16 protein-coding genes, 1 tRNA gene and 1 riboswitch are annotated in these 22,195 nt (G+C 58.5%); of the genes, 8 read left to right on the top strand and 9 right to left on the bottom strand.

What is annotated here, in order from left to right:
* Positions 1-447: 447 nt before the first annotated feature.
* The 6 genes from KBF66_RS05445 to cysS all read right to left on the bottom strand — a co-directional run bounded on the left by KBF66_RS05445 (position 448) and on the right by cysS (position 5,964).
* Positions 448-540: transfer RNA gene (locus tag KBF66_RS05445), tRNA-Ser, on the bottom strand.
* A 43-nt stretch (positions 541-583) separates the two neighbouring features.
* A complete protein-coding gene (locus KBF66_RS05440) occupies positions 584-1,852 on the bottom strand; it encodes an aspartate kinase (protein WP_296653541.1) in 1,269 nt (422 codons plus the stop codon).
* Positions 1,852-2,829 carry a tRNA lysidine(34) synthetase TilS gene (gene tilS, locus KBF66_RS05435; protein WP_296653538.1) on the bottom strand — a complete coding sequence of 326 codons (978 nt, stop codon included), beginning with the start codon at positions 2,827-2,829 and terminating at the stop codon, positions 1,852-1,854. Before tilS ends, KBF66_RS05440 begins: the two co-directional genes overlap by 1 nt.
* Before the next feature lie 42 nt (positions 2,830-2,871).
* Positions 2,872-3,846, bottom strand: coding sequence for an acetyl-CoA carboxylase carboxyltransferase subunit alpha (locus KBF66_RS05430; RefSeq protein ID WP_296653533.1), 975 nt, complete (start codon positions 3,844-3,846; stop codon positions 2,872-2,874).
* 34 nt (positions 3,847-3,880) lie between these two features.
* Positions 3,881-4,516, bottom strand: a complete 636-nt coding sequence (locus KBF66_RS05425) for a DNA-3-methyladenine glycosylase 2 family protein (protein ID WP_296653530.1) — start codon at positions 4,514-4,516, stop codon at positions 3,881-3,883.
* A 53-nt stretch (positions 4,517-4,569) separates the two neighbouring features.
* Positions 4,570-5,964 carry a cysteine--tRNA ligase gene (gene cysS, locus KBF66_RS05420; RefSeq protein WP_296653527.1) on the bottom strand — a complete coding sequence of 465 codons (1,395 nt, stop codon included), beginning with the start codon at positions 5,962-5,964 and terminating at the stop codon, positions 4,570-4,572.
* Between the two features lie 146 nt (positions 5,965-6,110).
* Here cysS and KBF66_RS05415 point away from each other — a divergent pair, with 146 nt between their 5' ends.
* The 5 genes from KBF66_RS05415 (at position 6,111) to KBF66_RS05395 (ending at position 10,600) form a co-directional block, all read left to right on the top strand.
* Entirely contained in the window at positions 6,111-7,211 is a 1,101-nt protein-coding gene (locus tag KBF66_RS05415; protein ID WP_296653523.1) for a tetratricopeptide repeat protein, read from the top strand.
* Positions 7,212-7,281: 70 nt separating this feature from the next.
* The gene (locus KBF66_RS05410; protein ID WP_296653518.1) at positions 7,282-8,559 is read left to right on the top strand and encodes a L,D-transpeptidase family protein; all 1,278 of its coding nucleotides are present in this window, start codon (positions 7,282-7,284) and stop codon (positions 8,557-8,559) included.
* Positions 8,556-9,242, top strand: a complete 687-nt coding sequence (locus tag KBF66_RS05405; protein ID WP_296653508.1) for a peptidylprolyl isomerase — start codon at positions 8,556-8,558, stop codon at positions 9,240-9,242. The genes KBF66_RS05410 and KBF66_RS05405 overlap by 4 nt, the downstream gene beginning before the upstream one ends.
* 3 nt (positions 9,243-9,245) lie before the next feature.
* A complete protein-coding gene (locus tag KBF66_RS05400) occupies positions 9,246-9,752 on the top strand; it encodes a peptidylprolyl isomerase (RefSeq protein WP_296653504.1) in 507 nt (168 codons plus the stop codon).
* Positions 9,753-9,766: 14 nt separating this feature from the next.
* A complete protein-coding gene (locus KBF66_RS05395; RefSeq protein WP_296653499.1) occupies positions 9,767-10,600 on the top strand; it encodes a UDP-2,3-diacylglucosamine diphosphatase in 834 nt (277 codons plus the stop codon).
* On the opposite strand, the gene KBF66_RS05390 is transcribed toward KBF66_RS05395, so the two are convergent.
* The gene (locus KBF66_RS05390; RefSeq protein WP_296653495.1) at positions 10,589-13,336 is read right to left on the bottom strand and encodes a DUF349 domain-containing protein; all 2,748 of its coding nucleotides are present in this window, start codon (positions 13,334-13,336) and stop codon (positions 10,589-10,591) included. The genes KBF66_RS05395 and KBF66_RS05390 overlap by 12 nt on opposite strands.
* Positions 13,337-13,900: 564 nt before the next feature.
* Between KBF66_RS05390 and KBF66_RS05385 the strand changes: the two genes are divergently transcribed.
* The 3 genes from KBF66_RS05385 (at position 13,901) to nrdR (ending at position 16,631) form a co-directional block, all read left to right on the top strand.
* Positions 13,901-14,731: a lytic transglycosylase domain-containing protein gene (locus tag KBF66_RS05385; protein WP_296653491.1), complete on the top strand. Its 831-nt coding sequence runs from the start codon at positions 13,901-13,903 to the stop codon at positions 14,729-14,731.
* Between the two features lie 16 nt (positions 14,732-14,747).
* Positions 14,748-14,880: riboswitch (ZMP/ZTP riboswitch) on the top strand.
* A gap of 50 nt (positions 14,881-14,930) precedes the next feature.
* The gene (glyA, locus tag KBF66_RS05380) at positions 14,931-16,175 is read left to right on the top strand and encodes a serine hydroxymethyltransferase (protein WP_296653486.1); all 1,245 of its coding nucleotides are present in this window, start codon (positions 14,931-14,933) and stop codon (positions 16,173-16,175) included.
* A 6-nt stretch (positions 16,176-16,181) separates the two neighbouring features.
* Entirely contained in the window at positions 16,182-16,631 is a 450-nt protein-coding gene (gene nrdR, locus KBF66_RS05375) for a transcriptional regulator NrdR (protein WP_296653482.1), read from the top strand.
* Positions 16,632-16,643: 12 nt separating this feature from the next.
* On the opposite strand, the gene KBF66_RS05370 is transcribed toward nrdR, so the two are convergent.
* Positions 16,644-17,201 (bottom strand): type IV pilin protein, encoded by a 558-nt coding sequence (locus KBF66_RS05370; RefSeq protein ID WP_296653479.1) that lies wholly within the window; start codon positions 17,199-17,201, stop codon positions 16,644-16,646.
* Positions 17,201-22,192 carry a PilC/PilY family type IV pilus protein gene (locus KBF66_RS05365; RefSeq protein ID WP_296653476.1) on the bottom strand — a complete coding sequence of 1,664 codons (4,992 nt, stop codon included), beginning with the start codon at positions 22,190-22,192 and terminating at the stop codon, positions 17,201-17,203. The genes KBF66_RS05370 and KBF66_RS05365 overlap by 1 nt, the downstream gene beginning before the upstream one ends.
* Positions 22,193-22,195: the final 3 nt, after the last annotated feature.

Below are 22,195 nucleotides of genomic sequence, written 5' to 3'. Positions count from 1 at the left end.
GCGACTTTGTTTTGACAGTCCGTTTGAGCGTCGTCCAGGGGCTAGCCTTACGGCTGGGGTTGTCGAACGACATCCCCAATGAGTTGAACCCGGACTTCGGATGTTGCGATAGCGATCGTTACCCGAACGGGACGAGACAATACGGGCGTTCTGCAGGATTGGCTTGGTTCAACGAATAGAGCGCGGGCTGGAGGCATCGCCCTAAATTTCCAACCAATCGTCAAAAAACCTGCATTTCTGGCAAAACTTACAAACGGGGACAAAACGGGGACACTGAAAAGGCAAGCACGGGGACAAAACGGGGACAGTTCGGGGACAAAACGGGGACACTAGGGGACATTTGGACGATGTTTTTGGGTGCTTTGATGTCCTAAAATCTTAACCTCAACTTGGAATGGTCGAAAAAAAACCCTTGCAAGTTGTTGTTTTGCAAGGGTTTTTTAGGTTTGGCGGAAACGGAGGGATTCGAACCCTCGATGAGGCTCTACACCCCATACTCCCTTAGCAGGGGAGCACCTTCGGCCACTCGGTCACGTTTCCTGAAAATCAGAGCCGCGATTATGTCACGACTTTGGTGCTTTTCTTATCCCGCAGGCTGATCCAGGCCAAACGCGCGGTGCAACGCACGCACGGCAAGCTCCATGTATTTCTCGTCAATCACCACCGAGGTTTTGATCTCGCTGGTGGAGATCATCTGGATGTTGATGCCCTCTTCGCTCAGTACCCGGAACATGGTCGCCGCCACGCCCACGTGACTGCGCATACCGATGCCGACGATGGATACCTTGCAGATCCGGGTATCACCGACCACCTCTTGCGCCCCCAGTTTGGGTACCACCACGGTCTTGAGCAGGTCCATGGTTTTGGCGTAGTCGCTGTGGTTGACCGTGAAGCTGAAGTCGGTCTTGCCGTCCTTGCTGATGTTCTGGATGATCACGTCGACTTCAATATTGGCATCCGCCACCGCGCCCAGAATCTGGTAGGCAATACCGGGTTTGTCGGGCACACCCAGCACGGCGATTTTGGTCTCGTCACGGGTGAATGCAATGCCAGAAACAATCGCCTGTTCCATGTTCTCGTCTTCCTCAAAAGTAATCAGCGTGCCGGATTTGGCTTCTTCAACAATGTCGATGTCCCACGGGGTAAAGCTCGACAGGACGCGCAGCTTGACCTTGTACTTGCCGGCAAATTCCACCGAGCGAATCTGCAGCACCTTGGAGCCCATGGAGGCCATCTCGAGCATTTCTTCAAAACTCACTGTGTGAAGACGGCGCGCCTCGGGTACGACACGCGGGTCGGTGGTGTAGACACCATCCACATCGGTGTAAATCAGGCATTCGTCTGCCTTCATGGCAGCGGCAACGGCTACAGCGGATGTGTCTGAGCCGCCACGACCCAGGGTGGTGATGTTGCCCTGCTCGTCCAGGCCCTGGAAGCCGGTCACGATCACCACACGCCCGGCGTCCAGATCGGCCCGCACACGCGCGTCATCAATCGACTCGATACGCGCTTTGGTGTAAGCACTGTTGGTGCGAATGGGCACTTGCCAGCCGGCATAGCTGACAGACTCAAGACCCTGCGCCTGCAATGCAATGGCCAGCAAGGCGCTGGATGCCTGCTCGCCAGTGGCGGCCAGCATGTCAAGCTCACGGAAATAGGCTTCAGTCAGGTTGGCCGGTGCCAGCTCTTTGGCCAGCGCCAGCAAACGGTTGGTTTCGCCACTCATGGCACTGGGCACCACCACCATCTGGTGGCCGGCGCGCGCCCATTTGGCGACCCGTTTGGCGACATTGCTGATGCGCTCGGTAGAGCCCATCGAGGTGCCGCCGTATTTATGAACAATCAAAGACATTATGGTGATTGGCTAGGCGTTAAAACTGCGGGATTGTACCAATGCACCTCGTCGCCATGTCTGGCACAGAAACCGTTGCCCACCTTCAGGTTCAGCTGATGCCCACGGGTGGTACAGGCACGAATCTGCTGCATCAGCGCCTCCAGCTGCGCCGCACTGGGTGCCACCTGATGCTGCATTTTTAACCAATGGCGCAGGACATTGGCCAGACGAGGTGCGCTCAGAATCTGCAGCTTTCTGATTTTGGGCGGTGTGCCGACCTGCAGCAGGTCCTGCTGTGCCACCTCGTACAACAGCGCCTGGGCCTGGGCAATATGGTGAGCCGAGCGGGCAAAGGTGTCACGAAAGTGGCCAAAACATTGTTGCAAGGCCGGCATCAGTTGCGCCCGGATGCGGTTGCGGGTGTAACGCTCATCGCAGTTGCTGGGATCTTCCACAAAACCCACACCTTGCTCAGCCAGCCAGTGCCGCAGCGCCGCACCACTGACCTGGAGCATTGGCCGGTGGTAGTTCAGACCGTCCCGAATCCAGTGTTGCGGCATGGCACTCAGGCCGGGCAAACCGGCACCGCGGCTCAGCGCCAGCAACATGGTCTCGATCTGGTCGTCGGCGTGTTGTGCAATCGCTATTGAGTGTATAGCTTGCTCGTCTTGACCAGCCTGCACTAGAGCATAAAAACCTTGATATCTCGCGCGCCGGGCAGCGTCTTCGGGGCTCTCGCCCCGTCGGTGTTTGGCGTTGACTCTGTGCAGCCGCATGGGGATGCCAAGCGCTGCACAAACGCTCTGACAATGGTCAGCAAAGTCGTCCGCCGCCAACTGGAGCCCGTGGTGCACATGCAAGGCGATGATCTGCCCCGGCCATTTTTGCGCACAGGCCAGCAACAAAGCCGTTGAATCAGCGCCCCCACTGTACCCGACCGCCAATGGCAGCTGTGGGCTGAAGGCAGCCATGGCCTGCGGCACCGAAAGCGTCACGCCCGCACCTGAACCAGGGTATGCGCCAATCGCCGGGCGGATCTATTTGCCGGGCTTGGTGTCGTTAAAGCGACCGTAACTTTGCAACCGCTCATAACGCCGCGCCAGCAGCTCTGGCACCCGCAGATCACTGACCTGACGGAACGCATCCGTCAGCGCCCGCTTGAGGAAAGCAGCCATCTGCTTGGGGTCGCGGTGCGCGCCGCCCACCGGCTCGTTGACGATCTTGTCGACCACACCGAGCGCCTTCAGGCGGTGCGCCGTAATGCCCAGCGCATCGGCTGCTTCCTGCGCCTTGTCCGAGGTTTTCCAGAGGATGGAAGCACAGCCTTCAGGGCTGATCACCGAATAGATCGAGTATTGCAACATCAACACCTGATCACCCACCGAAATGGCCAGTGCGCCACCGGATCCCCCCTCTCCGATGATGGTGGTGACGATGGGCACCTCCAACTGCGCCATTTCGAAGATGTTGCGTCCAATGGCCTCGCTCTGTCCTCGCTCCTCGGCGTCAATGCCAGGGTAGGCGCCCGGCGTGTCGACAAAGGTGAACACGGGCAGCTTGAATTTCTCGGCAGTCTTCATCAGCCGCAGCGCCTTGCGGTAACCTTCGGGCTTGCTCATCCCGAAATTGCGCAGGCCACGCTCCTTGGTGTCGCGCCCTTTCTGCTGGCCGATCAGCATGCACGGTGTCCCGTTGAAACGCGCCAAACCACCGATGATGCTCAGGTCGTCCGCAAAATGCCGGTCGCCGTGCAACTCGACAAAATGGGTGAATATCTCTGACACATAGTCAAGTGTGTACGGGCGCTCGGCATGGCGGGCAATCTTGGTAATCTGCCAAGGCGTGAGGTCGCTGTAAATGTCTTTGGTGAGTTGCTGGCTCTTCTTGGCCAGCTGATTGATCTCAGCGGAGATGTCAACGGCCGATTCCGTCTGCACATAGCGCAGCTCTTCAATCTTGTTTTCCAGTTCGGCAATCGGGGTCTCGAAATCGAGGAAAGTCTTTTTAGCCAACGAATTTCTCCTGCTTCAGGCGGTCACGGTGATGTCAGTAAGAAACCGGCACCGGATCCAAAGAGCGCCAAATATACCAAGTTGCCACCGTGCGGTACGGGGCCCAGGCCAGCGCCACCTCGCGCGCATCGCTGCGGCTGACCGTGTCGCCCGAAAAATAACACCGGCTGATGCCGTTGATCAGGCCCACATCGTCCAGTGGCAACACATCCGGGCGCATCAGGTGAAAGATCAGAAACATCTCGGCGGTCCAGCGACCAATGCCACGTATCGCCACCAGTTCAGTGATGATCGCTTCGTCGTCCATGCTGGCCCAGTCGCTCACGTGCAGCGCACCCTGGTCAAAATGCAGCGCCAGGTCAACCATGTATTCCACCTTGCGGGAGCTCAATCCGGCGGCTCGCATATCGTCAATTTTCAGACGCAGCACCTGTTGCGGCGTCATCTGCTCGGGCAGCTTGGCAAAGCGGTCCCACACGGTTTGTGCGGCCTTGACCGAGATTTGCTGCCCCACCACACTGCGTGCCAGGGTGGCAAACGGATCGCCCCGGCTTTGCAGGCAGGCTTTGCCAAACTGCGGAATCAGGCGCTTCATGACCCGGTCTTTTTTGGCCAGGTGACGACAAGCGTCCTGCCAGTACGGCGGCAGCTCACAAACCACATTTTCCATAGCACTCATCATTGATCAGAAAAGCGCTAGAGGCTTAGATCATGCCCAAGATATCACTTGATCACCTGCCAGGTGGTGCCACTGGCCGCGTCCTTGAGAACAATACCTTGCGCCAACAGCTCCTGGCGAATACGGTCCGCCTCGGCAAAATTCCGGGCCGCCTTGGCCGCAGCACGCTCGCCGATGCGCAGCGCAATCGCGGTCTCGTCCAACCCGGCACCGGCTTGCAAAAACGCCTTGGGGTCCGCCTGCAACAGTCCGAGACAGCCACCGAGCGCCTTGAGCAACCGCGCCAGCGCGGGTGAACGCGAGCGGTTGACCTCCGAGGCTAGGTCAAACAGCACCGCCATGGCCTCCGGCGTGCCAAAGTCCTCGTTCATGGCGGCCTGGAACCGTGCGGCAAAGGGCTCTTGCCAGTCAATCGCCGACACCGCTACCGGACCCGCCAGGTCAAGCGCCGTGTAGAGTCGTTTCAGGGCCGTGCGCGCGTCATCCAGATGAACGTCGCTGTAATTCAGCGCGGTACGGTAATGGGTGCGGACCAGGAAAAATCGCACCGTCTCGGCGTCGTATTTGGCCAGTACCTCGCGGATGGTGAAGAAGTTGCCCAGACTTTTGGACATTTTCTCGTTGTCCACCCGCACAAAACCGTTGTGCATCCAGAACTTCGCCAGCGGTTTGTCGTTGGCACCTTCACTTTGGGCAATTTCGTTTTCATGGTGTGGAAACTGCAGGTCAGCACCGCCCCCGTGAATGTCAAAGGTCTCGCCCAGGGTGGCACAACTCATGGCGGAGCACTCAATATGCCAGCCCGGTCGACCCCTGCCATAGCCATAGCCTTGGGCGTTGCCGTCCCACTTGGCGTCGTCTGGCTCACTCTCCTTGGCCGCTTTCCACAACACGAAGTCCAGTGGGTCGTCCTTGCCGTCCTGCACCGCCACCCGTTCACCCGCGCGCAATTCGTCGAGCGACTTGCCTGACAACTTGCCATAACCAGCAAACTTGCGCACGGCATAGTTGACATCACCACTCGCAGCCTGATAGGCCAGTCCTTTGGCTTCCAGTCGCTTGATCAGGCTGAGCATCTGCGGCACATAGTCGGTGGCACGTGGCTCGAGCGTGGGCGACTCGATGCCGAGTTCGGCGATATCGGCGTGCATGGCGCCGATCATCTCGTCGGTCAGCGCGCGGATACTGATGCCGCGCTCCACGGCACGCTTGATGATCTTGTCGTCAATGTCGGTGATGTTGCGCACGTAAGACACCTGGTAGCCACTGCATTTGAGCCAACGCTGCACCACGTCAAACGCCATCATCATGCGGGCATGACCAATATGGCACAGGTCATAAATGGTCATGCCGCACACATACATGCGCACATGGCCAGGTTCGATGGGCGAAAAAGGCTCCAGCTCACGGGAGAGCGTGTTGAAGATGCGCAAACTCATGGATAAGAAAGGTGAATCGTGGTGAAACCAACAATGGGAGGCTGCGCCTGAAAAAGCAGCACCCTCGGCTACAATGAAAGGCAGTATAAAGCCCTGTAACCCAAGGTTGCAGCATCGTTTGACACCCCTCACCTTGACATCTGCCCATGAAGCCTATCCGCTCTGCCCTACCTTCCGCCCTTCGTGCGCTGGCCCTGGTTCTGGCTTGTTCGGCTTTACCCGGCCATGCCGACGAGTATGCGGACGTGACCCAATTGCTGCGTCTCAACAAGCCCAACGATGCGTTGGCGATGGCAGACCGCTTTCTGGCGGCTAAACCCCAGGATGCACAAATGCGCTTCCTGAAGGGTGTCATTCAGCGCACGCTGGGCAAACAGGCGGAGGCCATCGCCACCTTCACCAAGCTCACCGAAGATTATCCGGAACTGCCCGAGCCGTACAACAATCTGGCGGTGCTTTACGCCGGTCAAGGCCAGTATGACAAGGCGCGGGTCGCCCTTGAGATGGCCATCCGCACCAATCCCAGCTACGCCACAGCCCATGAGAATATCGGTGATGTCTATTCCCGGCTGGCCAGTCAGGCCTACAACAAGGCCTTGCAACTGGACGGCAGCAACCCGGCGGTGCCCCCCAAACTGGCTTTGATCCGCGAGATTTTCAAACCCAATTTGCCAGGTACAACGCCCGCCTCACCCGCGTCGATCGCAGCGGCAGCGGCAGCGTCTGCACAAGCTGTGGCAAAACCGGTGGTCGCCGCGGCGGCCCAACCCGTCAGCAAACCCGTCACCGTAGTGCCAGAACCAGCCAAACCAGTCGCGGTGGCAGCGGCACCGGTGCCTGCACCGGTCGTCACACCGGCACCAACACCGGCACCCGCCAAAGTCGAAGCACGCCCAGCCACGGATGCTGCCGCCACGGCGAGCGCTGAGGCTGCTGTGCAGGCCTGGGCGCAAGCCTGGTCAGACAAGAATATGCAGGCCTATCTGGCCGCCTACAGCCCGCAGTTTGCTCCGGCGGGTCAGTCCCACAGCAGTTGGACCAAAGACCGCACCGCACGGATTGTTGGCAAGTCCAGTATCAGCGTGGCGCTCAGTGATATGGATGTCTCCGTTGAGGGCGACAAGGCCGTCGCCAAGTTCCGCCAAGCCTACAAAGCAGACGCGCTCAATGTAACCAGCCGTAAAACCCTGGAGTTGCAGCACACCGGCGGGCGCTGGCTCATCACCAAAGAGGTTTCTGGTAACTGAACGCTGGTGATTGACCTGTTCGTGGCGGCTGCGGCCGCCAATTTTTTTGTTTGACAGAGCTGTACCTGAGATGGTTGTCTGGATACGCGCCGTGCTTTTGGGTCTGTGTCTCGTCCTGATGGGCAGCCAGGGCTTTGGCGCATCCGAGCGAAAGAAGCCGGTGCCCAAACCCAAGGCACCCCATCCGCGACACGCTGCTTCACCAAGTCCGGCCAAGCTGCCTGCGCCAGTGCTGCGGGACGGGGTCGCCGAAATGCGGCTGATCGAGATTTATCGCCTGATTGGTCAATCCGAAACCCGTGAAGCCCTGAATTTGGCCGGAGAACTGGTCCGGGATTTCCCCGACTTCGCACTGGCGCAACTGGTGTACGGCGACTTGTTGACCGCGCGGACCCAGGCCATCCAGCAGTTTGGCAATGTGCCTGCCGCCGACTTAAGAAAGGCGACGCCAGCACTCAACGGCCTGCGATTGGAGTCCCAGATGCGACTCAGGGCGCTGCGCGAGCGCCCACCTGCCAATGCACTGCCAGCAGAACTGCTCAAACTCTCGCCGCTGAACAAGCACGCCATCGTCGTTGACGCTTCGCGCTCCAGGCTTTACCTGTTCCAGAATCTGCCTGACGGACCCAAACTGCTGGCGGACTACTACATTTCGGTGGGCAAGCTGGGCATTGAAAAGGAAGCCGAAGGGGATCTGCGCACCCCGCTCGGGGTGTACTTCATCACCAGTCAGCTCGACAAGAGAACCCTGAAAGATTTCTATGGCATTGGTGCACTCCCCATCAATTATCCCAATGTGCTGGATATCAAACGCGGAAAAACCGGCAGTGGAATCTGGCTCCATGGTACGCCGCCCGGCCAGTTTTCACGCCCGCCGCAGGACAGTGACGGTTGTATCGTGTTGGCCAATCCGGATCTGGAGCGCATTCTGAACACAGTGGAAATTCGCAGCACGCCGGTGGTGATTGCACGGCAGCTGAAATGGATCCCGCAACAAAGTACCCGCATCCTGGCACTGCAGTTCGAGGCCTTGTTGGCGCGCTGGGTTTCTGCCAAGGTTTCCGGCGATACCGGTGCGCTGGCGGCCTTTTATACGGCCGATTTCAGCCAAAATGGCAAACCGCTATCAGACTGGCTGTTGCGGCTGGAACGCGAAATGCCGTCCAAACGTGGGCGGATGCCAGAGATCAAGGACTTGAGCCTGTTGCACTGGGTGGACACCGATGAAACCATGGTGGTCAGCTTTGGTGAGGTGGCCGCCGGCGAGCGAACCGGTGTCACCAGACGCCAATACTGGGTGCGCCAAGGGGGCGAATGGAAAATATTTTACGAAGGAGTTAACGGATGATTTTTAAGCAATTTATCAGTTTTGCGCAAACCGCCATTGTATCTTCTGCTATTTATGTTGCAGCATTTCCGGCCTTGGCCGAAGTGGCACCGCAAGTCCGATTTGCCACCACGGCGGGAGATTTTGTGGTGGAGGTTTACCCCGACAAAGCACCCAAAACGGTGGAGAACTTTCTGCAATATGTCAAAGACAAACATTACGACGGCACTATTTTTCACCGCGTGATCGCCAACTTCATGGTGCAAGGCGGTGGTTTTGACAGCAAATTCGCACAAAAACCAACTCGCGCACCGGTCCAGCATGAAGGGCGGGAAGCACTGGCCAAAGGTGGTCCACGCAATGTGGTGGGCACGCTGGCGATGGCGCGAACCAGCGACCCCCAGTCGGCGACCGCACAGTTTTTCATCAACGTCAAGGACAATGCATTTCTGGACCCTGTCGAGATTCCACCCGGCGATCCGGTACCCCGCTTCGAATACCAGGGCAAAGTCTATGAAAACACACCACGCGCCAATCTTCTGGGTGCCAGCCAGCTTTTTGGCTACACGGTTTTTGGCAAGGTGGTATCGGGGATGGATGTGGTGGAAAAAATCAAGTCCACTGCCACCGGAGCAGGTGGCCCATTCCCAACCGATGTTCCAAAATCACAAATTCTTATCAACTCTGCAACCCTGGTGAAATAAATCATGAGCAACCCACAAGTCGAACTACACATCGCCAGTTATGGCGTCATCACCCTGGAACTCGATCAGGACAAAGCCCCCGCCACGGTGGCCAACTTCCTGAGCTATGTCGCCAAAGGGCATTACAACAACACCATCTTTCACCGGGTCATTCCAGGCTTTATGGTGCAAGGGGGTGGCATGGAGCCCGGCATGAAAGAAAAGCGCGGTGACTCCCCCATCAACAATGAGGCCAACAATGGCCTGAAGAATCAGATGTACACGGTTGCGATGGCACGCACCGGTGACCCGCACTCTGCGACCGCCCAGTTTTTCATCAACGTGGCAGACAACGGTTTCCTGAACCACACCGCACCCAGCCAACAAAGCTGGGGCTATGCGGTGTTTGGCAAAGTGGTGTCGGGCACCGATGTGGTCGACAAGATCAAACAGGTGAAGACCGGACGCAAAGGCTACCACGATGACGTGCCACTGGAAGACGTGGTCATCGACAAAGCGGTCGCCTTGTAAGCCACAACCCGGCCGTGCGCGAAACCGAGCCACACGACAACGCGAGCGGCCTGCCGGGGCTGTGGCCCAATCTCACCGCGCCAGCACGCTGGCGTGTGGTGGACCTGATCTCGGACCTGCACCTGCAGGCTGCGGAGCCAGCCACATTCGCGGCCTGGAAGGGCTACATGGAAAGTACTCAGGCCGACGCCGTGTTCATTTTGGGCGATTTGTTTGAGGTCTGGGTGGGGGATGATGGGCTCGACGAAGCTTTGAACGGATCGCCTGGCTTCGAGTGGCAATGCCAGCAAGTCATGAGCAACGCGGCGAAGCGGTTGAGCCTGTTTTTCATGCATGGCAACCGTGATTTTCTGCTAGGCGATGCCTTTGCACGTGCCGCCGGCGCCACCTTGCTGCTCGATCCAAGCACACTGCGATTTGATGACAAGACCTGGCTGCTGACCCACGGTGACACCCTGTGTCTGGCCGATACGGCCTACCAGCAATTTCGTAGACGGGTGCGTTCTCGCGCCTGGCAAGATGATTTTTTGTCACGCCCTCTGGCGCAGCGCAGGGAAATCGCCCGTGGTTTACGACAACAAAGCGAAGCCATCAAGGCCGGTGCTGCACCGCTGGTCGACATTGACATAGCGGCCGCCTGCGCCTGGCTTGATGCCAGTGGGGCCAGCACCCTGATTCATGGCCATACCCACCAGCCAGGCCAGGAACTGCTGCGCCCCCACAGTGGCGCCCCCCTGCAACGACTGGTTCTCAGCGACTGGGACGCCCGCGCCACCCCGCCGCGCCTTCAGGTTCTTCGCCTAAGCATTGGCACGGCCCCCAAACGCGTGCATCTGTCAGGGTCTTAACAACACCTTCAGGACGTTTTGCAGGCGGCGTGACTGGCCTGCATCAAAACCACTGGCAAGCACCGTGGCGGCATCCTGTCCCCAGGTCTGCGTCGGTGCAGGGTCGTGGCGTCGCGTCAGCAATTGCAGTTGCAACAAACGCCGCTCACTCAAGTATTCAGCCGGGGTGGGCACCTCAGCGGCCATTTCCAATCGCAACAATGCGGTACTGGCGGCCGCACCTGCCTCAGCCGCCAATGCTTTGGCCCAGGCACTGCGAATCGCCGGGGTGACCCGGTTGGCCAGGTCTTGCACGCTTGGCAACTGACTGGCATCACGCGCTTCCCACGCCTGCAACAAATGTGTCAGGGCTTCGCCATGCGCCTGGGCAGACAGCTTGCGCAAAGCCAGTTGAGCCTGTTCGAGCGCGTCCCGTTGCGCCCGAAACGCGGCGTCACCCAGACGCGGGGCCTCATGGCGATCAACCATCGGCGCCCGGCCATCACGACGACCGGCTCGCTCGTCCGCAAAACCACCCGCACGGGCTGCACCGTCGCGGCCCGTGTGGTCGCGACCAGCAGCGCGCGCTGCGTCCTTGCGGTCACCCATCTTCCCTGGGCGCGTGGCAAGTGGTGCCTCCTGTTGCCGCATCCCGGGCCGATCATCACCGCGCATGGCAACCACCGGTTTGCGCGGTGGAACAGCCTTGGCAGGTTCCTCAACCAACTGATCCGTCGCAGCCAGATCATCTGCCAACGTTGTCGTTGATTCAGGATCAGGAGCACTCAATCCTTTCTGGTCTTGCGCTAAAGCCTGATTTGCCTCCAGTTTTTCGGCAGCCACAACTGCTGCCTGGGCTTGCGCCTGGCCATGCAGCGCAGCATCCAGCGCGGCCATCGCTGCCCGAATAACCTGCGCATCACCCGAGGCATTGGCCACCTGCAGCGCTTTGGACGCATCGAGCACCACCCGGTCACGTTCGCTCAACGCACTCTGGGCCTTTTCACGTTCCAGTGTCTTGCGGTTGAATGCGTCGTCGATCGGTTTGCGAAAAGTATCCCAGAGTTTTTGCTCTTGTCGACGATCAATCGGCACCCGGTGCGCCTCGGCCTGCCAGCGCTGCTGCAAGGACTTGACGGCATCAATACGCAGCATCGGCTCGGCCCCGAGCAGTCTGGCTTCTTCGATCATGGCGTGGCGCAGCGACAGACTGTGCTTCTGCAACGCTTCCAGCGGCGCGGCAGCCTCGTCGATCGCGGCCTTCCAGAGTGGCTGCAACTCGGCGTAAAGCTTTTCCCCCACATGACCGGATTCGCGCCAGCGATCGCCAAACTGGTGCAACAAACGGTTGAAGCCTTTCCAGTCGTCGTCCAGCGCGGTTCGATTGTCCGCGGCCCAGACCTTCACCTCATCGATCAGAGCCAATCGCTGGGCCCGGTGTTCAGCCGTTTCCGCCTTCAGTTTCTCAAGCCAGCTTTCCACCACTTTGTGTGCCTCGTTGCAGGCATCGTCAAAGCGCTTCCATAGAGCATGGTTGGGCACACCACCCTGATCGGTGAGTTTCCATTGCTCGCGCAGGGCACGCAGGGTTTCCTGCATCTTGCGTCCACCGATGGCCTGTCCGTCAGGCCGTTTGAGCAGCGCCTCGGCTTTGGTGACCAATTCGTCACGCAACTGATCGGCCCGCCAGCGTTGCCAACCTTCAAGTTCGCCTGCAGCCGCCAGTGCGCTGTTGGCCTGACTTTCGAGCTTGTCATCGATCAGGCGGCCAAACTCCTTGAGCGCATTGCGCAGCGCGTTGGCTGCACCGGCACTCGCCTTGCCATGGCCCAGGGCCACTTCCTGCTCCAGTTTGCTCAGCACCTCGCGCACCATCAAGGTCGCCTTGGCCTTGATCTCCGGGTCAATCTTTGGTTTGGCCACCTTCGCCACGCTTTCCGGGGGCAGGCCGCGCCCGGCACGCAACTCATCCGCCCAGACCGGCACGTTCGGCAAAGCGGCGCTGGTGTCTTCGGCCGCCAGCATGGCCAGTGTCAGCGCGTCCTGAAACGCGTCCCACACCAGTCCGAGTTGCGCCTGCGAGGCCTGCAACTGCGGTGGAAACTTGTTGTCCACGCTGGGCCAATTGGCGTCCCCCATGAGCGCAGCGGCTTCGGTTTGCCAGCTGGCCACATCCTGGCTCAGCGCTTCCTGAACGGCCTGTGCGTCGCGCCAGGGTTTCGTGGACAACACTTCAATGCGCTGCGCCACCAGCACCGCCGCCTCACGCTGCACCTGCACCCGGTGCTGCAAGTCCTCGATGGCCCGGACCCGCTCGACCAACTGAGCTTTGAGCACACTCAAAGGTTCCTTGCTCAGCGGGGCACCCGCCTTGGCGGCGTCACGCTGCCAGGCCAACGCATCTGCCAGATTGAGCTTGGGACAGGCCAGCAGCGCCTGCGCCTTGTCGGCCCACTCCTGGGCGATACCGGCCTGAACCTTGCTGCGCTTGATGTCGTCAAGCTTTTCGCGCAGCAGTTTGGCCGCGCCTTTGTCCTTGCCACTGAGTTCCTTGAACACCTGCTGCATCTGTTCGGCACTTGGGTTGCTTTGCAGCCAGTCCCGAATGCACGCCATGCGCTCACCCGAGGTCTGCGCTGAAAAGGCACCGTGGGTCAGGGCATCCAGCGGATGTACCTCCTGGACTTTGGCGGGCACGGCAGGTGCTTCCGGGGTTGAGGCGGCTTTGGAACTGTTGGATAGGGAAAAAATCGACATCGCACTAACTCAATCAAAAACACCCGCCAGAAGGCAGCGGGAACAAACGCGTATTTTCGCCGTGTTTTCAGTGTGCTTTCAAAAAAACATTTGCCAACGCGTTCAGCGTGTTGAACCCAGCCTGCAGGCCACGCACGCCAAGTTTGAGGTGGCGTTGTCTTTCCGTGAGTGCCACCCTGCCAGCACTCAGCGTGGCGCGCACACGACGTTTTGCGCGAACCTAAAGGGACATGAGAGGCTCGCAACAGCCGCCGCCGGACACACCTGACCATAGAGAAGTTGTTGGGAAAATCATGCAAGTGCGCGATTTGATTTGGTTTTTCAGCAGAATGCCAAAGCCGCCACGGGTTGACTGGGTATTCCATGTGCACCTAGAATCCGCCCATTCCTGAGTAATATCAGGGAAAACCCGAACCCGCTGCCGATTGTCGGCAACATCAAATCTCTGCACCACCATTGAAAGGAAATCGCAGGATATTGATAGCGTAACAACCCAAGCAAGAACTTTGAAGTACCGCGCACAAGTGCGCCGCCGCCAAAGTTCTCGCGCAAGAAGGAGAAGCTATGTCAGCCACTTATACCTTGATATCGAGCCTGCGCCGCGTGACTGCGGCTGTCACCAAAGGCTTTTTTGAAGTCACCCACAACAGCTTTGCCCTGATCGGGCTGCTTGTTTTGTTCGCCGCCATGACCCTGGTGGCCCAGCCTGAGTTGCGTCAGATGGGCGAAGCCAAGCTGTATAACTGGCTCCACGAGCGCCAGTTTGCTGAGACCGGTCTGGTTACCGACCTGATTGCCAGTGAACGTGCCACCGCGGCCAACCCCAATGAGTTGCCCAAACCACAGGCGGCAGTAGCGTTGTGGCTGAGCAAGAAATACAGGGTCGCGCCGGAGCCGCTTAGTGCGCTGGTTTCCGAGGCGTACGAAGTCGGCGAAATGTCCAAACTCGACCCCACACTGATTCTTGCGGTGATGGCCATTGAGTCGCGTTTCAACCCATTTGCGCAAAGTCCGGTAGGCGCGCAGGGCCTGATGCAGGTCATGACCAAAATTCACAGTGCCAAGTACGAGAGTTTTGGCGGCACCTTTGCCGCCTTTGACCCGCTGGCAAATCTGCGTGTGGGAGTCAAAGTGCTTAAGGACTGCATCGCCATCACTGGCTCTTTGGAAGGCGGACTGCGTTATTACGTGGGCGCTTCGTCTTCTGACACCGAGGGGGGGTATGCGGGAAAGGTCATGGCCGAGTACGCCAAGTTGCAATTGGTGGCAGCGGGACGCCAGGTCCCTTTCAACAGTCCTGCAACGCCCGCGACGGCGCCAAACGCCAATGATGCCGACCCGGTACCTGATGCTGGATCAGAACCCGCCCGAGCCGCCACGGTGGCTCTGAAATAACCACTCAGCTAAAATCCCGGGTGCACGCAACTGGCGATAGGCTGCTGATTCTGCGTCGAATCAACGGGCTGATGTGGACCCACCACAAGGGAGTGTGCCGCAGCGCCTGTTTTGGGCCATGCGTTTAGCCTTTCGCCTGGGCAGCCCTGTTATCTCATGCCAACAGTGAATCACAGGCTCATCGTCTTCAAGGACTGCCATGTTTGACCGCAACATATTGATTGAACAAACCGACCCCGAGCTATATGCCATCATCCTGGCGGAAAACCAGCGCCAGCAAGACCACATTGAACTGATCGCCAGCGAAAACTATGCGTCTCCAGCGGTCATGGCGGCCCAGGGAACGCAACTCACCAACAAATATGCCGAAGGTTACCCCGGTAAGCGTTATTACGGTGGTTGCGAGTTTGTGGATGTGGCTGAGCAACTGGCAATCGACCGGGTGAAGCAGATTTTTGGCGCCGAGGCGGCCAATGTGCAGCCACACTGCGGTGCATCCGCCAATGAGGCAGTTTTTCTGGCTTTTTTGAAACCTGGCGACACTATCATGGGCATGAGCCTGGCTGAGGGTGGCCACCTGACCCACGGCATGGCCCTCAACATGAGCGGCAAGTGGTTCAATGTGGTGAGTTATGGCCTGGATGCCAATGAAGCCATTGATTACGATGCGATGGAGCGCAAAGCGCACGAAACCCAGCCCAAATTGATCATCGCGGGTGCCAGTGCTTATTCCCTGGCCATCGATTTTGAGCGTTTTGCCAAAGTAGCCAAGGACGTGGGGGCCATTTTTATGGTCGACATGGCCCATTACGCCGGGCTGATTGCAGCCGGGGTCTATCCCAACCCGGTGCCACATGCGGATGTGGTGACCAGCACTACGCACAAGAGCCTGCGGGGACCCCGTGGCGGCATTATCCTGATGAAGGCACAACACGAAAAAGCCATCAACAGTGCCATTTTCCCCGGCCTGCAAGGTGGCCCGCTGATGCATGTGATTGCCGCCAAGGCGGTGGCCTTCAAAGAAGCACTTGATCCGTCCTTCAAAGCCTACCAGCAACAGGTGATCGCCAACGCTCGTACGCTTGCCGAAACGTTGACGGCGCGCGGTCTTCGCATTGTCAGCGGGCGAACCGAGTCCCATGTGATGCTGGTTGATTTGCGCGCCAAAGGCATCACCGGTAAGGAAGCTGAGGCCGTGTTGGGGGCAGCCCATATGACGATCAACAAAAACGCCATTCCCAATGACCCGGAAAAACCCATGATCACCAGCGGTGTGCGTATCGGTACACCCGCCATGACCACCCGCGGCTTCAAGGAAGAAGAAGCGCGGCTGACCGCCCATCTGATCGCTGACGTGCTGGACAATCCGCGCGATCCGGCCAATATTGAAGCCGTGCGGGCCAAAGTGAATGCCCTGACCGCACGTTTTCCAGTGTATGGGTAATGCTGCGTGAAATGCCCCTTTTGCAGTCACCCTGAAACCCAGGTGGTGGAGACCCGGGTGTCTGAAGACGGGGGGTTCATTCGGCGCAGGCGGCGCTGTGGGTTGTGTGACAAGCGATTCACCACCTATGAACGGCCTGAAGTCACCTTTCCGACCATTGTCAAGAAAGACGGTCGCCGCATCGAGTACGAACGCAGCAAGCTGCTGGGCTCCATGCGACTGGCTCTGCGCAAACGCTCGGTCAGCACCGAGTTGGTGGACGCAGCCGTTGAGCGCATGGAAGAAAAGCTGTTGAACCTGGGTTTGCGCGAGGTGCTCTCGACGCGTATTGGCGAACTGGTCATGAGCGAACTGCGAAAACTCGACAAGGTCGCTTACGTGCGGTTTGCCAGCGTCTATCGCAATTTTGAAGACATTGACGAGTTCAAAACCCTGGTGGATGAAGTGCGGCGCTAGTCCCCTGGGTATTTAACGCCAGCACTCTTGGCGGGCGGCCGTGGCGCTGGCGAATCCTGTGTAGTTTTCAACCGCGCGAACTCCCAAGTGGTTGAGTGTGAAATCGCCACAGCGGTCATTGGCCTGAGCACCAGCTCGGACCATCTTCAAGGTAAAGCTCTGCGCGGCCACGGTGACATTCAGGTTGTAGCGTGCCACGCCATCGGCAGGTGATTGAATCAAAGCGGGCGGCATGCTGGCCGTGCTCACCGCAGTACCACCAACAAATTGATCGTAACGATTGTTTTCAGACAGATGACGCTCCATCCATTGCGCCCCTTCCGATAACACGGTACGCGCCTCCGCCCTGGCCCCTCGGGCCACACTCTCCTGGTAGGACGGCAGCGCAATGGACGCCAGAATAGCCACCACCACCACCACAATCATCAACTCAATCAGCGTGAAGCCGCCAGACCGACGCTTTCGGAGCACCTTTTGATTGGCGCAACCAAACACTGCGCGCGACCATCCCACCCAACGGAGCGAGCGCCCCTCTGAAAAATCCTCCGGGCCATGGTGCAATTTGGTCATCAATTGATCCCCGTTTTGAAGTTGAAAAGTTCACGCCACTGTACACGCCTGTTTTGTCCCATGCTGCACAGTTTCAGGTCGGTTTTGTCCCCCACCACACGAATACAGTCGAAACCACCGCCACCACCGGTACCGGTGCCGGTACCGGTACCGGTTGTACCCTTGGGCGTCCGGTCTTTGGCAAGCGTTACCATCTGGTCACCAGAGGCCAGCTTTTTCGAGGCAACACGCTTTTTGACACTGGCACCATCGACCACCACATCGAGCTCGCCCATCAAGTTCTGGTTCAGCAAACCCGTGATTGGATCAACAAACGTGATGTAGGCGTCCGGTGCACTGCTGCAACTGGTCGCACCCGAGGGCGGCGCGATGGACACCACCGACAACAGCTTGAGGCTGGTCACTTGCAGATTGCTGACCACCATCTCAGATGTCGCGGGCAAGTTGACATACCAGCCCATCTTGCTGGCCCAGTTGATGGCGGTACCTTCCACGAAACCGTCACCACTGCTTTGGCGAGTCAAACTGCGCCCCACCAACTGGGTCCGCAGCCTGGGCAGACCTGTGGTGGCATCGTCCAGTGCCGTGACATCCATCGTGGCAAATACGGTCTTATCCCAAACTCCATAAATGCTGTGCGGACGACCCGTCGTGTCCGGAAAGTCACTGGACGACAGGGCCTTGCCAGTGGCAAAGCTGACCAGAACGCCACCCTTGGGATGAAAACTGAATTCCGGTGCGGCACTGATGGGTTGATAACTGCTGGCGCTGCCGTCAACGGCTCTGGCTTTGAACAGCGGCCTTCCGTGATAGGCCACGCCCCAACTGGCGGTTGTTGCCGCGGAAACATCAAATTTCCAAACATTGCCTTTCAGGTCACCGGCGTAGATGGCATCAGCCAGACCATCGGCATTGGTGTCAACCCACGTTGGCTGCGACAAGCCGTTGCCCGGACCGGTATCGGCAACTATCTTGACATAGCTCGGACTCGCACCACCGGCCGTCCACGTCCCGGCTGACGGGCCGTCGACAAACAGAATGTAGAGTGCTGCCGAACCGTTGTTGCTGTTGGCCCCGTTGCCATAGATCACGGCAAATTTGTTGTTGTTCATTTTGGCTACCGATGCCGCCTGTCCGGTGAATCGGCTGGGAGTATTGCCAGGTTCAACGATGTAACCCAGGTCGCCTGAACTGTCGTCACTTTCCGTGAACTGCCAGCGGAACACATTGGACGCGTTGCTTTCGTTCAGGGTTCCGGCGCTGGTCAAAGTGGCACTGGGCAAACTGCTGGACAAGGTGCCCGAATCGGTCACATCGAGCGCAAAAATCCCTTTGCCACCACGGCCGAGGCTGGAGAACAGATAAGTGGCCCATGCCTGGGTCGTGCCGCTGACCGTGTGCATCACGTCAGCAGTGAAAGGGGTTCCATCGGCCAAGGCCTTGATTTCACCGGGATTGATCCAATGGGTGATACGGCTGTGCAAAGGTTGCGGCAGATAAGACAGGATTGGGCTGCCGCCGGTGGCCGTACCGCTGGCGTCAAATCCATGCAACATGCCGTCGTTGGAACCCGCCCAGATCACCGGACGCCGATTCTTCTTGGCCGTTACAAAGGCACCATACCCTGGGAAAGCGCTAGCAAACAGGGGAGCACCAGGTTTGCGCTGCACATGCGGATTCGAGTTGATCACGGACCCCATCACCGACAAACTGTTTCTTGGCCGAAATCCGGCACCGGCCGGTGCCTCGTTGCTACGATCACCCCGATACCAATCCAGCCGCGCCTGCGCCAACACGTCGGTCCCAAAAGCAGCGCTTTGGGTTGCCGGTGCCAGACTGCCCCAGCTCAGCTTGACACCCGTCGGCCCCTCGTTGGTGATGATCTGGCGACTGCTCGGCGGTGTGGATACCATTTTTTCATGGGCTTTCCACTCAGGACTGGCCGAGAAACTGCCGTCCGGCTGAATTTTGTAAGCTGATATCTCGCCGTGACCGTCGTTGCCGTCAAAACGCACGACGTACTTCAGGCTACCTTCGGTTAACTGCGCCGATGCCACTGCTGGGGCGGTGTTGGAGGAGGCAACGATGTCCTGGAACACCGTGCGCAGCGAACGCTCCAGTTCGTCCGGCCGAATGGCCAGAAAGTAGTTGTCCGGTATGCCGTCAGCACCGGCCGATCCGTCGGCCTTCTTGCTGTCCCAGGAACTGACCGTACTGGGTGTGGTGGTACCTTCCTTGGCAAACCCACCCCACTTGGCGGCATACCACAACGGGTCCTGCAGCACACCCGCAGCGACACCAGCAAAGCGGTAAATGGCCCGGCTTTCTGGATCATTGACCTGGCAGCCCTCACAGCCACCCGAAGCGTTCAGCCGGTAATTGCTGGTACCAGTGGTACGGATGACATTCACAAACCTCGGGTCGGTATACGAGAAACCCTCAATGCCCGTATGAAAATGGGGACCATCTTTATCAGAACCCGAAATCGTGTAGCCGAAACCCTGCGGTGTGGTGGTGGACTCCACATAATTGGACGTGAACACATGCAGTTCATCGCCCACAATTTGCCAACGCAAGATGCCGGCATGGTCCTGGTCACGGTCCCCGCCTTGCTGTGAGTCCTCCCACACCACCAGATAGCGGCCCGACGTGGCGGTTTGCTCCACCACCTTGAAGTCGATCAACGTCCCCGCACCCGGTGCTGTAACCGACTTATAGTTCAGGAACGAGGGTTGCAGCTCGATCACCTTGCCGCTGGTCGGATGTTTGATGGTCATGCGAGGCTTGCTGGTGCTCAGGGCAACACTATAGGTTTTGACGCGAAACGCATCAGGCGCACTGCTGCTGATGTCAGAGCGGATCGGGTTGAGCCACGCCCAATGGGCCACGCCCGCAATACCGAAGGTGCCCTTGTAGGCAGGGGCATCCGGGCACAGGCCACGCACCGAACCGAGCGCGGTGATGGTCTTGGCGTCACAGATGCGGTTGTCGCTAACACCGTTGCTACCGACAAACCAATCGTGCCCATGCACACCTTCACCTGCACCAATTAAGTTAACCAGATTCACCACGGTGGTGCCACCACTCAGGGTAGAAAACGGCGCCTGCATGTCTTCGTCGAAGGAGAGATTGCTGGAGTTGAAGTTGATCGCGCTGATGCGTCGGCACTGACCCGGGCCGAACTTGGCCTCGACCGCAAGTTTTTCTGCCGCGCTGCTGCGCAGAAACGGGTCCACCCAGGCCGGTTTGGGCAAGCCCAAACTTTCGTCCTTGGAACCAGACAAAGTGAAGGAGAAATCACTGGTTGGCGTCTTGCCGGCCAGGTAGCGTAGCGACTCGGTAAATATTTCGCCCAGCGGGTTGCCCCAGTCGGTACACATGTTGTTGGTCACGTCAGTGGTCAGCTGGAAGGTGCAATTTCCGTCGCCAATATAAGTACCGTCTGAGTAGCGATAGCCATAAATGCGCAGTTTGTTCAGTGTCGTGACAATATCGGCGGTGGTAGTGAAGCTACCGTTGGTTTCGTGGTTAACCTCATCCTTGAAACTTTTCATGTTGCTGCGCAACACGCCACCTGACACATTCTTGGCCCATGATCCGGTAAACAAGGCAAACTCGGCCTGCTCAGACTCGCCGTACTCATGCAGAAGTCCGATCGGCTTGAGATTGCCGCTGGGATACAGCTTGCAGCGTTCCTTGCCGACTTTGCCCGTCACACAACTGCTGACCCGCACATTGAAGTCCGGGCCATCAGAACCGATCACAACCCCAAAGGTGGCTTTGCTCGGGTTGCCACTTGCGGCACCCAAGCCGGTTTTGGCAATATTGTTGGCATTGCTGGCCGACTGCTCTTCGCTCCAGTAACACTGCCAGCGTTCATTGGCGTTCCACAACTGGTAATTGCCACGCGCCACCCGCATCAAGGGTGGCTTGGTGTTGTTGTAAGACCAGGCGGTGCTGTCGCCGACGGTGGCGTTACACATGGTGACCGACTGTTTGGACACATTGCGAAAGCGCCATTTGCTTCTGTATGACACGGTATCTTCCGGGCTGGAAAAGCCGTCAGGCGTGACCACCATGCCGAAACGGCCAGGATTGAGGGTCTGATCACCCAAGGTGATCACGGTGCCTCGCAACTCCTTGGTCGGGTCGTCCTGAAACTCAACAATCATCTGGTCGCCAACGTCGGCCTGAAACCAGGTGCCAGAAAACACACCCGAACTGAACGCCGCCCCGGTGTTGAACCAAACACAGTTGTAATTTTCTGGCGGAGAACTGCCGCCATACACCGCATCCACCAATGAAGCACAACTCGCTCCGTTGGCAGGCGCGTTGGCAGGCACCGTGGATGGGTAAAACCACTGTTTGTTGTAGCTTTCCTCGTACTTGATGCGGCGCTGCACATCGGTGTTCGACCACAGCCGAGAGGGCGCGATCTGGTCGGCCGAAAATGGTGCCAGCTGGGTCAGGTCCGCCCCGACGTAATATTTGGCGAAGGCGTGGGTATCGGTCGGCAGATTGGCACGTTCCAGCACGGTCGAGCCGGCTGTGTCGGTACTGCGGTGACCCCCGTATAGGATTTTGCGCAGGACATCCACCTTGGTCATGGTGGCCCAGTTGAGGAAATTGCCACTCCACTGGCCTGAACAATATTTGTCAGCGCTGCTGCTGGCCGGTGAAAAGACACCGCTGCCATAGGTGTAACACTTGTAGCTATCAAAATAGCCGTAATAATCAAACGAATGTTTGTAGGTGATGTCCGGCACGCCATCGGAGTCAATGTCCGAATACTCGTTGTAGGCCCGGGTGAAGATCTCCTGGTCCCGCGACAGGTTCAGCACAATCATCGGCTTGGCTGCCACCGTGACAATATTGGGCGGTATCGCCTGCGGCGCGGCGGCGTGGGCCACCAGAATGCTGGAATAAAGATAGGCCAACACTGAGGCTGCCGCCGCCATCCCCCTCAGATATTTCGAATTCATCATCGACATGGC

The sequence above is a fragment of the Rhodoferax sp. genome, assembly GCF_018063565.1.
Taxonomy (GTDB): Bacteria; Pseudomonadota; Gammaproteobacteria; order Burkholderiales; family Burkholderiaceae_C; genus Rhodoferax.
This window is presented reverse-complemented; position numbering and strand designations above follow the sequence as displayed.